Origin of the sequence: Halobacillus amylolyticus (assembly GCF_022921115.1) — a bacterium.
GTDB lineage: Bacteria > Bacillota > Bacilli > Bacillales > Halobacillaceae > Halobacillus_A > Halobacillus_A amylolyticus.
The window spans coordinates 1,516,820-1,530,801 of sequence record NZ_CP095075.1 but is presented as its reverse complement, the minus strand read 5'-3'; the positions used below and the strand labels follow the sequence as shown (position 1 = coordinate 1,530,801).

The window sequence follows — 13,982 nt, the reverse complement described above, 5'->3', positions numbered from 1 at the left end:
AAGGGGAGGCGATTATTTGTTGCTCAACAGTATCGGTTTACTCATTGTAGGGATTGCTGTATTTGTGTTAATTACGATCGTTGCATATAAAATATTTATTAAAAAAGAACGCGTAGATAGTTCCTATACGCCCTTTGATTATATAACAGGTCAGACAGACAAAGAGTTCCACGAAGAAGAGGAAATAATCATCGAAGAAAAAGACAAAGACAATAGGGGATAATTTCCACCTCAGGTCATCCATTTTATGTAATTTTATTTCGGAAGGTAGTCAAGTGGATCCACTATATGATAATCGCCGCTATCTGTTAAAAAGCGGTGAAGGAGATGTAAGTGATCGCTTCCGATAATGACGAGAAGGCGATCATCAGATTCCACTAACCTCGTTATATTAGCTGATATGGCTAAATCTCTTTCATGCCATTGTTTTAACCATCTAACCCCAATTTGATGTTGACGATCACCGACTCGGGCAAGCTTCACATAGACACGTTGTAATTCCTTTATGTACGCTGGGTCATTGAGATAGTGTAGCTTGTCTATGAGAGTTGAGTGGTTTTCCATCTCTTTCAATCGTGATTGTACGCCAATGATTTCCTGAAACAAATCAGGTTGATGTTCTTTAGCCCATTCAAAAACTTGGTTTAAGGATGGAGATGACATATCAACGATGTCATCAACAGGATATAGACGCGGGTGACTAAAGTGGCTGGCAAGCGGAAAACCGAATTGCTCAGCTTCATCATACACTGGTGAAAAATCACCCCTTCTATATTTTTGGTAATTACGATCTAGTTCTTCCTCAACTAAAAAAGGTTTTTCTACAGCAATTTTAGTTGGTTGAAAAGTTTGAAGAGTATTTATTACCTGTTCTATATTATTTTTTTGTTTGTTAACTAGCTCTGGCTCCACTGATATATGGGGAACCCCACTAGCAAAATAGTTGGTATTTGAATGCTCAATCCAGACGCTCCTTCTATAGTCAATAAAAAATCCCCTTCATTCATTTTTTGTGAAAGAAGAGGCTCGCCGTATAGTTTCATTCATATTAAACAATATAGATAAGAAGATAAAGAATGCTTGCTAGAACAGCAGAACCACCGAAACCATAGATGAAATCTGTAGAATCGTATTCAGATCGTTTTCTCATTGCAAGAACCCCTTTCTATGGATATTAACTTTTGTTGGTTAAAAACTGTTGATAGTAAGGTACCCAAACAATAATAGCTATAAACACTTCAACAGTTTTCTTATACTTATTAGACGGTTAAAAATGGTATAAGGTTTCATTATTATGACGATAATATTTCATTTTTATTACAAGTTAATTGTGGCAGGGTACAGGAGCTATCTCCTCCGACTGGCTCTAAATTAAAAAATGGCAACATCTCCTTTGCCAAACATGCATTTAGATTGTATTGATGTAACCTCTGCAAACGCTTTACTATAAAGATATAGACAAGAGTAAAGAAAAAGAGGGAGGAAACAAAATGTCAGATCAAAATAAACAGTCTGGAATAAGGGCGGGAGTTCAAAAGTTTGGCAGTTTTTTAAGTGGTATGATTATGCCGAACATTGCGGCTTTCATTGCTTGGGGGATCATTACTGCCTTATTTATTGAGACAGGCTGGACACCCAATGAGGAATTAGCAGCACTTGTCGACCCGATGATTAAGTATCTGTTGCCATTATTAATTGCTTTTACTGGTGGACGTATTGTGCACGGTCTTCGCGGAGGAGTTGTCGGTGCAACCGCTGCAATGGGTGTCATTGTAGGTGCAGAGATTCCTATGTTCATGGGTGCCATGCTAATGGGGCCTATAGGTGGATACGCTATTAAAAAGATTGACCGCCTATTTGAAGGAAAAGTTCGTTCAGGCTTCGAAATGCTTGTTAATAACTTCACTGCGGGGATTGCTGGATTCATTTTAGCGGTCATTGGTTTAAAGGTAATTGGACCCGTTGTTTCCGGAATCACTTTAGCTTTAGGTGCAGGTGTAGAAGTAATGGTAAACGCGGGACTATTGCCATTAGTTAACCTATTTATTGAACCTGCAAAAGTATTGTTTTTAAACAATGCGATCAACCATGGAATTTTAAGTCCAATCGCTGTGACACAAACAGAGGAATTAGGCAAGTCAATTTTGTTTTTACTTGAGACCAACCCTGGTCCTGGACTTGGAGTTCTTCTTGCATTTACTGTATTTGGTAAAGGGATTTCGAAACAAACGGCTCCTGGGGCTGCTGTCATCCATTTCTTTGGTGGAATTCACGAAATCTATTTCCCATATATTCTTTCCAAGCCTTCCTTGATTCTTGCCCTTATGGCTGGTGGTGTATCAGGAACAGCTACATTTGCTGCCTTTGGGGTAGGACTTACTTCTACTCCTTCACCAGGAAGTATTATTGCTTTATTAGCATTGACGCCTAAAGGAGATTATATTGGAGTGATTCTAGGGGTGCTTGTCGCTACCGCTGTTACTTTCATCATTGCTTCGATTATATTAAAAGCAGGGAAGCAGGAAGAAAGTGATATTACTGCCGCAACAGCACAAATGGAAGAAATGAAAGGTAAAAAGAGCAGTGTAGCCGATCAACTTTCAGCACAAGAACCAAATGAGTCGCAACAGTCTACTGAAGGACCTCCATCCGTGAATCAAGAGGAAGTAGATAAAATCATTTTCGCTTGTGATGCTGGAATGGGATCAAGTGCTATGGGAGCTTCATTGTTAAAAAACAAATTCAAAAAAGCGTCCATTGCTATCGATGTAACAAATATGGCAATCAATGACTTGCCTTCTGATGTCGACATTGTTATTACACACAAAGATTTAACGGAGCGTGCTATGCAAAAAGTTCCAAATGCTCATCATATTTCAGTTGATAATTTCTTAAATAGTCCTAAGTATGATGAACTGGTTGAGGAATTAAAGTCCGACGAATAATTTTAAGGGGATGTTCAAAAAGTCACCAAATGATAAGAGGCGAATCTTTCGTTGGCTTGCTTTTGAAGAGCGTGTGCCCCTGCGTCTACAAGCCTATTCAAGAAGTAAATTCCTCGGTGCAAGGCAGCGAAGAAGGATATTCTCTGAAGTGGCCTCGCTACTTACGTATCAACAAGCAGCAGCGGAACTTCTACTAAAACCGTGCACGTCCTTGTGCACAACGTAGAAGTCAGCACGTCCTGTGCAAGTCCTTTCCTTGGAAAAGAAGGGCACTTTTCCTTCGTGCGATGCCAATTCGGGGAAGATTTCCTTGTGCTCAAAGCTACGCCGCCTCAACCTTCTTGCGACGCACAGGACGTGCTAGTGTCGACGTTGCTCGCGTGTCGTGGCGATCTTAGTCAGCCTTCTCATCTGACAACTTTTTGAACACTCATTGTAAGGGTCTGACATTGCTCAGACTCTTCTTTCTTCACCTTTTTAAGAAAGGAGGGAAGATGATGTATATATCTGCCAGGGAAAGAAAGATGATTGAACTGCTTTTACTTTCCAATGAAACGATAGCTATTAAAGAAATCGCCGAGTGGCTGGACGTTAGTACACGGACGGTTCACCGCGATCTCCAGGGCATCGAAACACTCCTAAGGGATCACGGACTTTTATTACAAAAAACCGCGGGTAAAGGTGTGATCATCGAAGGAAATCAGGAAAATCGAAAGAGGATGCAAGAATCGATCAACAAACAAGATGGTGTTGATTATACACCAGAAGAGCGGCAAGTACTCGTCCTTTCAAAGCTGCTAGAAATAAAACAGCCCATCAAATTATTTGCTCTTGCCAGCGATTTAGAGGTTACTGTTGCCACTATTAGTTATGATCTTGATAAAATTGAACAAATGTTAAATGATTTTCAATTAGATTTGGTCCGAAAAAGAGGGTATGGGGTTGAGGTGAAAGGGAGTGAGTCACGCATACGAGAAGCGATCAGCTTCTTAATCATGGAGCACATGAATGAATTAGATTTTATAAAGCTGCTCCGTGAAAACGTACAGGATAGCTCCCTCGATTTGGTGTCAGAGCGTTTGCTTGGTTTAGTAAGCAGAGACAAGATTTCTTTGATTGAACAGACGATAGAGACCATTCGCCCCTCGCTCAATTATAACTTGACTGATCAAGCTTATATTGGTCTAGTGGTTCACATCGCTTTGGCCATGGAACGCTTGAAGCAAGGAGAGTTTATTCGAATGGATGAGGAGTATTTTCATTCATTACGGAATTCTAAAGAGTTTAAAGTAGCTGTGCAGCTTATAGAAAAACTTGAGGATCTTTTTCATATTGAGATTCCTGAAGCGGAAACAGGCTATATCACGATGCACTTAATGGGGGCTAAAGTTCGTTATGATACAGATGCCCTTATTGAGGATAGCAGCCTCAGTATTGCTTTTAAGGCAAAGCAGCTTATCGAGTTTGTCTCAAAAGCTGTCAATCACGACCTTCACGAATCGAACCAGCTGCTTAATGATTTAGTTGTTCACTTAAAGCCGAGTGTTTACCGCATCCAACAGCAAATGGATATCCAAAACCCACTGACGGAACAAATCGAGCAGGATTATCCAGACTTGTTTGAAATTGTTCATGATGGCACGGCGCACGTGTTTCCGGGCATGACTTTTCCAAAAGAGGAAACAGCTTACATTGTTATGCATTTTGCATCAGCTCTTCTGAACAAGAAAGGTACGCGAGGGCTTCACGTGTTAGTCGTTTGTTCAAGTGGAATGGGTACGGCTAAAATTCTTGCCGCGAAGCTTCAACAGCAATTTTATGAAATTGAGGAAGTAGAGCATCGCTCGCTATTTGATTTAGAAAAGTTAGATCATCAAAGTTATGATCTAATGATTTCAACGATCCCGCTCAGTGACTTTACAGATTATGTACTTGTCAACCCGATGCTGCCGTTGAAAGACATTCATAAAGTGCAGCATGCGGTTCGAAAAGTGAAAATGAATGAGCGAATGAAACGTGTTAAATTGGCCACCCCGCTTCAAGTAAAGGATGAATCGATTCAGTCCATACAGCAATCTGTGGAATCCATTCAACATTATGCTACAACGGTTACCCAGATTATCGAACATCTAGCTGTGTTACGAACGAGTGAGACGGATAAAGAAATTGCCCTTAATGAGGCCTGTGAGCATTTGCGGAGGAGTCAAGTTCTGCATGATGCAACGAAGGTGGTTGATGCCTTATTGGAAAGGGAAGAAGTCGGCGGACTTGGAATCCCTGAGACGAAATTAGCGATTTATCACACCAAATTAAGGGAAATTGTACAACCATGCTTTATGATGATTACTTTGGAAAAGGAAGCAAGTGTACTCGGCATGGATGGTGAGATGATGGCTAGTGATCGCTTTATTCTGATGCTCGCCCCAAGTCATTTATCTAGCGGGGGAAATGAAGTATTAAGTTATTTAAGTTCATTAATAGTGGAAGATAAGGAATGTACAAAGGTACTGGAATCTGATGATGAAGAACAAATGAAGACTTATTTTTCCAATAAACTTTACAACTTTTTAAGAAATAAACTTACAAATTAAAGGAGAATGAACATGTCTGAAAATATCTTAACGACCAGTAATATTGCTTTAAATGAGCAGTTCAATAGTAAAGAGGAAGCTGTCCGCTATGTTGGGGGTCTCCTCCATTCACAAGGATATGTAGATGAGGCTTACATCGGACAAATGCTTGAACGTGAAGAAGTGACTTCAACCTATATGGGGAATTTTGTAGCCATACCTCATGGTACGGAGGATGGCAAGAAATCCGTGAAAGAAACAGGGATTACCATTGTGACTGTACCTGAGGGTGTGGACTTTGGTGGCGGCAATATTGTTAAATTGTTGATCGGCATTGCTGGAAAAGGCGACGAGCATTTAGAAGTTTTATCACAGATTGCTCTCGTGTGCTCGGAAGAAGAGAATATTGAAAAGATTCTTCAGGCTGAGTCTAAAGAAGCGATTCTTTCTATTTTTGAAGAGGTGAATTAAATGCTGGCTGTTCATTTTGGTGCAGGCAATATAGGTCGGGGATTTATTGGAGCTTTGTTGTCTAAGGCGGGATATCAAACTGTATTTGTTGATGTAAATGGTGAGCTAATTGATCAGATTAATGAAAGAAGCAAGTACACTGTTGAACTGGCGGGCTCAGAGGACTCATTCGAGGTGACAAATATATCAGGAATCAATAGTGTGACCAATCAGGAAGACGTTGCAGCTATGATCGCGAAGGCAGACTTAATTACAACAGCTGTTGGCCCTCACATTTTACCAATGGTTGCACCTGTTATTGCTGAAGGGTTAAAAGAAAGAACAGAATCTGTAAATGTGATTGCATGTGAAAACATGATTGGAGGAAGCGACTTGCTTAAGGAGCATGTCCTCGAGCATTTAGGAGCAGAGAAATCCCGTGTTGCTCAATTGACAGGGTTTCCAAATGCAGCAGTGGACCGCATTGTGCCTGATCAAACCCATGAAGACAAACTGAAAGTGACCGTTGAACCTTACTTTGAGTGGGTCGTGGACTCCACTGATATAAAAGGGGAGAAACCAGAAATAGCTGGGTTGACACTTGTAGAGGACTTGACACCTTATATTGAAAGAAAGCTGTTTACTGTAAATACAGGACATGCTGCAGCTGCGTATTTAGGCGATTATTATGGCCATCAAACAATCCATCAGGCGATGAGTGATAGTCGAATTCTTTCTAAAATAAAAGGGGCACTTCACGAGTCTGGCGATGTTCTCATTAAAAAATACGGTTTTACAAAGGAAGCTCATGGGAAGTATATTGAAACGATTTTATCAAGATTTGCGAATCCCGACTTGTCAGATGAAGTAACCCGCGTCGGTCGAGCTCCGATTCGCAAACTTGGACCAAAAGATCGTTTAGTTCGTCCTGCAGTTGAATATATAGATTGGAATAAAGAGATCCCCACCCACCTAGTTGAGGTGATTGCAGCCGTGTTGGTATATAAACAAGATCAGGATCCCGAGGCTGTAGAACTTCAATCATTAATTAAAGAACAAGGCTATAAAGGTGCATTACAGGAAATATCTCAACTAAGTGAAGATCATCCCTTGCTTAATGCTGTAGAAAAACAAATGTAAAATCTGCAACTTCCTGAGGAATCCTCTTCTATATTTAATTATAGAGGAGGATTTTTTTCAGGTTAGAAACCGTAAACTATACCTGAGACGGGAACATTCCTAATTGCTGATCAATCAACCATCGCGGTGAATTGCATTTGCCGCTTTCTATCCGTGTAGGGGCTTATTTTGTTGCTTTTTCTGGTATTCCTTAAGGATTTTCATGATTTCTTTATGGTGGTCATCGATAAAGGTAAGCCCGTAATGTTGTGCGCTGCCTAGTGCCTTTGTCCAAACGACATCTGAAATAAAGTGAAGTGAGTGATTAAGTATCGTTGTCTCAACAAAGAGTTGTATTTTTTGTTTGGCTGGAAGTTTTAAATTGGTAGCTAACCGCAGACCACCCGGACTCATATTAATAATGTGTCCATTTCCTTGAGCGGTATCAACATGGTGGTCATCAATTTTTATAATTTTAAAGCTGGCTGGTATGGGATCTTTAAATTGATATCGTAATGTTTCATGACGTTTATAGCGCATAAGATCATCCTTTCTTATAAAAATTCATATGTGAGAGATTAGGCTGTAGTAAATTATAACATCTACTCAGTTTGTTCCTAGTAAGTCAGACTGCAAAATATGAACAAACTTTCTTTGGTTTGGAAAATTCTGATATAATAGAATCGTATATTTAAACAGGCTACAAAAACTACATACGTGAAGAAAATTCGATAGAAAAAGGATGGTCGAAATGGCAAATTATGAACCGACATGGGATTTAGATACGATCTTCAGTGGAGGAAGTAGTTCAAGTGAATTACAGAATTATATAGAAGTAACTGAAAACCTTTTAAGTGAACTTGGAAAGTTTGTTCATCAATTCTTACCACCGAAAAGCCCAGAACAAACCGATCAATTGGTTGTGATTATTGATAAGCTTCAGGAAACTGCCATGCATTTGAGTGAGTTTGGAGCGTTTGTCAGCTGTCTTTCTGCGCAAAATGTTGAGGATAAGGCTGCAGGTACATTGGTAGCGAAGAGGAGCGAGCTTGAGGCTCAGTATGGAAATGTATTAACTGAACTCGATCAAAAGTTTATTCAAATTGATGAACATGTGTGGGATGTCATGCTTAAAAAACCTCCCTTTGCTAATTTAGCATTTGTTTTAAGAGAACGTCGAGAAAAGGTGAAAGATAAACTTGATCTAGATCAGGAAGCATTGATCAATGATTTGGCAGTTGATGGGTATCATGCATGGGGGCAAATGTATGATACGGTTGTTGGGAAAATGGGAATTGAGGTAGATGGAGAAGCATTGTCAGTTGGACAGGCCGCTAATAAACTGGGCACTTCAGATCGAGGGAAGCGAAAAGAAGTTTTTGATAAATTACAACAAGCATGGGTCGAACAGTCTGATTTGTTTACGGAAACGCTTAATCACTTGTCCGGCTTTAGATTGCAAACTTACAAGCATCGCGGATGGGATGATGTGCTGAAAGAACCGCTTGAATATAATCGGATGAGTGAGAAGACTATAACAGCCATGTGGGAGACGATTTCTAAATATAAAGGGCATTATCGGAAATTCTTACAAAGAAAAGCGAATTTGTTAGGGCTTGAGCAATTGAGTATGTATGATGTCGGGGCGCCAATTGGTGAGAGCGAGCAAAAGATGGATTATAACGAGGGAGCACAGTTTATCATTGACCAGTTTGAAAAGTTCAGCCCTAAACTAGCTGAGTTTACTAAAATGGCATTCGAAAAACAGTGGATCGAAGCTGAGGATCGACCTGGAAAGCGGCCGGGAGGATTTTGTACAAGCTTCCCTCACAGTGAACAGACAAGGATTTTCATGACTTATTCTGGTTCACCTTCTAATGTCGCGACACTTGCGCACGAGCTTGGCCATGCGTATCATCAGCATGTTATGAACGAGTTACCGATCATGAACCAAGGATATGCTATGAACGTCGCTGAAACAGCATCGACGTTTGCTGAAATGATAGTGGCAGATGCCGCTGTGAAAAATGCCTCGAATGAAAGGGAAAAAATAGCACTGCTTGAGGATAAAGTTCAGCGTGGGGTGGCCTTTTTTATGAATATTCATTCGCGTTTTCTGTTTGAAACGAGATTTTATGAGGAACGTAAACAAGGTACAGTCTCAACTGAGTGTTTAAACGAAATGATGGTAGAGGCTCAAAAAGAGGCATATGTAAATAGTCTAGACGAATATGATCCAACATTTTGGGCTTCAAAGCTTCATTTTCATATTACAGATGTTCCTTTTTACAATTTCCCTTATACCTTTGGCTATTTGTTCAGCTTAGGGGTGTATGCGAAAGCGCTCGAAGAAGGCAGTGATTTTGAGGAAAAATACATCGCTTTACTACAGGATACGGGGCGCATGACAGTGGAGGATCTAGCGATGAAGCATTTGAATGTGAATCTTGAGGGGCCGGAGTTCTGGGAGTATGCACTGAATCTATGTATCGCTGATGTTGAGGAATTTTTGGAACTTACATCTTAAAGGAAATCTAAATCGTGTAATGTAAGAGTACAGTAGGATTTTTGCCAAGAGGAGGAGTCAGCATGGAACAGCGGATACCTGACGAGGAAAAGCAGGCGAGAGTAGATGGATTAGATGGTTGGAAGCTTGATGGCAAATTTATTGTGAAGCGCTATCGATTTGAGGATTATCTTACAGGGATTCAGTTTGTTAACAATGTAGCTGAATATGCAGAGGATATCCAACATCATCCGTTTATCAGCATTGATTACAAAATGGTCACCCTCAAATTGACTTCATGGCAGGCCAAAGGGTTAACCGATCTCGACCTCACATGTGCAGATAAATACGATAACCTTTATAAACAGATAACAGAATAGGAGTTTAGCTTAATGCGTGTGTTTTTTATCACTTGGTCAGTTGCCCTTGCGATAGGTGCACTGACCTTTTTCTATCAAACTAAAATACTTACCAGTCCGCCCGTGACGCTGATCGAAGCATTGATTACTAGCACAGGGGCATTGCTTTCAGCGGTATTTTTCATTTGGGCTTTAAAGGAAGCACCGAAAAAATACCGTATCATTATTTCTTCTGTAGCGATTATCTTTTTTATAGGTGCATTGTTCCTGGCGATTATGAATTGGTTCATCGTAGGGAATGACGAAGTTCCTATTTTGTTAATGGATGGCGCATCCATTGTTGCTACAGGAGCAGTTGCCCTGTATGGCGGGCTAAAGTACTTATTAAAAAAAGAGGTGGGGGAGTAAGGATGCCGGTTCTCAAGTTATCGATTTGGATTGATCTCCCCATCGATGAATGTTTTGATTTAGCAAGAGACATTTCATTGCATCCAAAATCCGTGCCCCATACGAAGGAACGAGCGATCGGAGGGGTCACAGAAGGACTAATCGAAGCGGGAGAATCTGTCACGTGGGAAGCCGTTCATTTAGGTGTGAAGCAGAGGTTAACGGCGCGTATTCAGTCGATGGACCGTCCTTACCAGTTCATTGATGTTATGGGAAAAGGTGCGTTTTCCTCTTTAACACATGTTCACCTTTTTGCAGAAGAAAGAGGGGGAACAAGGATGACTGATATCCTTCAATTTGAGGCTCCGTTAGGGCTGCTTGGGAGACTGGCTAATAAGCTGTTTCTTGAAAGGCATATGCGGAACTTTTTGAAGGTGCGCTTAGAAAACTTGAAGCAGATTGGAGAAGAAAAGCCGCTTACCTCTTATTAGGATGTGCGGCTTTTCTTCGTTAAGTAAGAATCTGTCCTAACTTGGGTAGAATCGCTTTGGATTAGGACAGAATCTTTTGGATTTTGGGTAGAATCTTCGAAAGTTTTGAAAGAATAAACTGAATTTTAGTTAGAATCATCCGTCTTCTGGTCAGAATCCTAAATCAATAATTCTCCAGATTTAATGCCTGAACATGCTCAAATGTAAATAAGCTCGTGTCGTTTTCAGGTGGAGCCAGACATTCTATTACTTCTTCCGTAAAAGGATGGGTGAAACTTAATTTTGCGGCATGAAGGGCTTGCTTGCCAAAACCAGCAGGCTTACCTCCATATAATTCATCTCCTAGCAAAGGATACCCGAGATAGCTTAGATGAACGCGGATTTGGTGTGTTCGGCCAGTACTAAGCTTTAATTTAATAAGGGATGCTTTTTGCTGAGCATCATACTTTAACAACTCGTAATATGTTTCGGCATCCTGCCCTCCAGATGATACTCTTCTGCGGGCCGGATGATGGCGGTCTTTACCGATTGGCTGCTGAACCAAACCTGTAGAGGGTTTAATTTTACCGTGGGCCCAGGCTAAATACGTCCTGCTGATTTCTCTTTTCTTCAACAGCTCACCGAGCATAGCAATTGCAAGGTCATGTTTAGCGAATAAGATCGCTCCCGAGGTATCCCGATCTAGTCTATGCACATATTTGGGTGTCGCTTCAATTCCACTTGCTTGGAAGTAAAATGCGACTGCGTTGACAAGCGTGTTCGTTTGATCAGGTTTGCTGGGGTGTGTATCCATGCCAGCCGGCTTATTAACGACAAGTAGATGGTCATCTTCATACAACACGTTAATCTCAAGGTACGTTGGAATCACCTCTAACGGCTGAGGTTCAAACAGTTTAATCCGAAGCGCATCTCCTGTGTAAACCTGTGTCAGCTTCCAATGCTTCGATTCATTATTTAAGGTTACGCTACGTTCGGAACGATATTTATGAAGAAGTTTCCTAGGCACTTTCCATTCTTTTTTCAAAATCCGTTCAATCGTGAATGTATCCCATTTCTTTGGAATTGTGACCTCAAGCCACTCTCCTTGGCGCTTCGTTTTCATTGATTTCACCTTTTCCTATAAAACAGTTGCTTCTTATTGTACTGCGAAACCAGATGATAAGAAAGGAAATATACTATAATCTTCTATTCTCCATGTGTACGACAATTGAAATAAGTGCATAATAGGTATCGACAAATCTCTTGGTGTGTTATAATAGACAGGTTGAATAATTTGTGATTTGAAAGAGGTGTGTGCTTCATGCAACACAGAAATGATATTCGTAATATTGCGATCATCGCACACGTTGACCACGGAAAAACAACGCTTGTGGATCAGATGCTTCGCTATTCTGGTACATTCCGTGAGAATGAACACGTGGATGACCGTGCTATGGACTCTAATGATTTGGAAAAGGAACGCGGCATTACAATTTTAGCGAAAAATACCGCGATCAATTATAATGATGCACGAATTAACATTCTTGATACACCAGGTCACGCTGACTTTGGTGGGGAAGTTGAACGTATTCTTAAAATGGTAGACGGTGTATTATTAGTTGTTGACGCTTACGAAGGATGTATGCCACAGACTCGTTTCGTTCTTAAAAAAGCGCTGGAACAAAAACTAACACCAGTCGTTGTCTTGAACAAAATTGACCGTCCGAATGCACGTCCTCAGGAAGTGGTCGATGAAGTGCTTGACCTATTTATCGAACTCGGCGCAGATGATGAACAGCTTGAATTCCCGGTTGTTTATGCGTCCGCATTGAACGGTACATCTGGGGATGAGCCTGAAGATCAGAACGAAACAATGGACCCGATCTTTAAGCTGATTATGAATAACATTCCTGCCCCTGTCGATTCACAGGATGACCCGCTACAGTTCCAAGTTACGCTCCTTGATTATAACGATTACCTTGGACGTATAGGAGTAGGGCGTGTGTTCCGAGGGAGTATTAAAGTAGGACAGCAAGTGTCACTTATGAAGAAGGATGGATCCGTAAAGAATTTCCGCGTGTCTAAGCTGTTCGGCTTCATTGGTTTGAAGCGTATCGAGATTGAAGAAGCTAGAGCTGGAGATATTATTGCTCTTGCTGGTATGGAAGACATTAACGTTGGAGAAACGGTATGTCCAACAACCCACCAAGAAGCAATGGAAATTCCACGTATTGATGAACCAACCCTTCAAATGACGTTCCTCGTGAACAACAGCCCATTTGCAGGCCGCGAAGGCAAGTATGTAACTTCCCGTCAAATTGAAGAACGTTTGTTGACACAGCTGGAAACTGATGTAAGCTTGCGTGTTGAACCAACAGATTCTCCTGATGCCTTTACTGTATCAGGTCGTGGGGAATTACACTTATCGATTCTTGTGGAAAATATGCGTCGTGAAGGTTTTGAGCTTCAGCTCTCCAAGCCTAAAGTTATTTTGAAAGAAATTGATGGGGTAACTTGTGAGCCGATGGAACGTGTTCAAATCGATACGCCAGAAGATTATCAAGGTGCTGTTATGGAGTCAATTGGAATCCGTAAAGGTGAAATGCAGGATATGGTCAACGATGGAAACGGGCAGGTTCGCCTTGAATTCCTCGTTCCTTCTCGTGGTTTAATCGGGTATTCTACTGAATTTATGACGCAAACTCGTGGGTACGGAATTCTGAACCATACGTTTGATGGCTACGCTCCACTAACGAAAGGGCAAGTGGGCGGTCGTCGTCAGGGAGTCCTTGTTTCTCTTGATAAAGGGAAGTCTTCTACCTATGGTATTATGAACCTCGAGGATCGCGGTACAATTTTCGTAGAGCCTGGTACAGAGGTTTACGAAGGGATGATCGTAGGCGAGCACAATCGTGAAAATGATTTAACCGTAAACATTACGAAAGAGAAGCACTTGACTAACGTACGTTCCGCGAACAAGGATACGACGAGCACTATCAAAAAGACTCGTCAGCTAACTCTTGAAGAGGCGATTGAGTACTTGGATGATGATGAATATTGCGAGGTTACACCTGAAGCGGTACGACTTCGTAAGAAATATCTTAATAAAAACGAACGTGAAAAAATGGCGAAGAAGAAAAAATTACAGAATGCTGAAATCTAATTCTAAAAAAAGT

The 13,982-nt window shown here is 41.0% G+C and carries 13 protein-coding genes; 10 read left to right on the top strand and 3 right to left on the bottom strand.

The annotated features are described in order from the left end of the window. Positions 1-16 precede the first annotated feature (16 nt). Positions 17-223 (top strand): DUF3951 domain-containing protein, encoded by a 207-nt coding sequence (locus tag MUO15_RS08065; RefSeq protein WP_245035032.1) that lies wholly within the window; start codon positions 17-19, stop codon positions 221-223. A gap of 32 nt (positions 224-255) precedes the next feature. Here MUO15_RS08065 and MUO15_RS08060 read toward each other — a convergent pair whose 3' ends face one another. Then, positions 256-912 (bottom strand): DUF5694 domain-containing protein, encoded by a 657-nt coding sequence (locus tag MUO15_RS08060; RefSeq protein WP_245035031.1) that lies wholly within the window; start codon positions 910-912, stop codon positions 256-258. 578 nt (positions 913-1,490) lie between these two features. Here MUO15_RS08060 and MUO15_RS08055 point away from each other — a divergent pair. The 4 genes from MUO15_RS08055 (at position 1,491) to MUO15_RS08040 (ending at position 7,105) form a co-directional block, all read left to right on the top strand. Then, positions 1,491-2,945 carry a PTS mannitol transporter subunit IIBC gene (locus tag MUO15_RS08055; protein WP_245035030.1) on the top strand — a complete coding sequence of 485 codons (1,455 nt, stop codon included), beginning with the start codon at positions 1,491-1,493 and terminating at the stop codon, positions 2,943-2,945. Between the two features lie 497 nt (positions 2,946-3,442). Then, positions 3,443-5,536 (top strand): BglG family transcription antiterminator, encoded by a 2,094-nt coding sequence (locus MUO15_RS08050; RefSeq protein WP_245035028.1) that lies wholly within the window; start codon positions 3,443-3,445, stop codon positions 5,534-5,536. Between the two features lie 12 nt (positions 5,537-5,548). Continuing rightward, positions 5,549-5,986, top strand: coding sequence for a PTS mannitol transporter subunit IIA (locus MUO15_RS08045; protein WP_245035027.1), 438 nt, complete (start codon positions 5,549-5,551; stop codon positions 5,984-5,986). Beyond that, positions 5,987-7,105, top strand: coding sequence for a mannitol-1-phosphate 5-dehydrogenase (locus MUO15_RS08040; RefSeq protein WP_245035026.1), 1,119 nt, complete (start codon positions 5,987-5,989; stop codon positions 7,103-7,105). Between the two features lie 147 nt (positions 7,106-7,252). On the opposite strand, the gene MUO15_RS08035 is transcribed toward MUO15_RS08040, so the two are convergent. Further along, positions 7,253-7,624 (bottom strand): PilZ domain-containing protein, encoded by a 372-nt coding sequence (locus tag MUO15_RS08035; RefSeq protein ID WP_245035025.1) that lies wholly within the window; start codon positions 7,622-7,624, stop codon positions 7,253-7,255. Between the two features lie 211 nt (positions 7,625-7,835). Between MUO15_RS08035 and MUO15_RS08030 the strand changes: the two genes are divergently transcribed. From MUO15_RS08030 to MUO15_RS08015, 4 genes are all read left to right on the top strand, one after another. Beyond that, positions 7,836-9,611, top strand: coding sequence for a M3 family oligoendopeptidase (locus MUO15_RS08030; RefSeq protein WP_245035023.1), 1,776 nt, complete (start codon positions 7,836-7,838; stop codon positions 9,609-9,611). A gap of 62 nt (positions 9,612-9,673) precedes the next feature. Continuing rightward, the gene (locus MUO15_RS08025) at positions 9,674-9,970 is read left to right on the top strand and encodes a 4a-hydroxytetrahydrobiopterin dehydratase (protein ID WP_245035021.1); all 297 of its coding nucleotides are present in this window, start codon (positions 9,674-9,676) and stop codon (positions 9,968-9,970) included. 12 nt (positions 9,971-9,982) lie between these two features. Then, positions 9,983-10,357, top strand: coding sequence for a hypothetical protein (locus tag MUO15_RS08020; RefSeq protein WP_245035020.1), 375 nt, complete (start codon positions 9,983-9,985; stop codon positions 10,355-10,357). Positions 10,358-10,359: 2 nt separating this feature from the next. Further along, positions 10,360-10,827, top strand: a complete 468-nt coding sequence (locus MUO15_RS08015) for an SRPBCC family protein (protein WP_245035018.1) — start codon at positions 10,360-10,362, stop codon at positions 10,825-10,827. Positions 10,828-10,990: 163 nt separating this feature from the next. Here the strand turns inward: MUO15_RS08015 and MUO15_RS08010 are convergent, their stop codons facing one another. After that, positions 10,991-11,929: an RluA family pseudouridine synthase gene (locus MUO15_RS08010; protein WP_245035017.1), complete on the bottom strand. Its 939-nt coding sequence runs from the start codon at positions 11,927-11,929 to the stop codon at positions 10,991-10,993. A gap of 198 nt (positions 11,930-12,127) precedes the next feature. Between MUO15_RS08010 and typA the strand changes: the two genes are divergently transcribed. After that, a complete protein-coding gene (typA, locus tag MUO15_RS08005) occupies positions 12,128-13,969 on the top strand; it encodes a translational GTPase TypA (RefSeq protein WP_245035016.1) in 1,842 nt (613 codons plus the stop codon). The last annotated feature ends 13 nt before the right edge of the window (positions 13,970-13,982 follow it).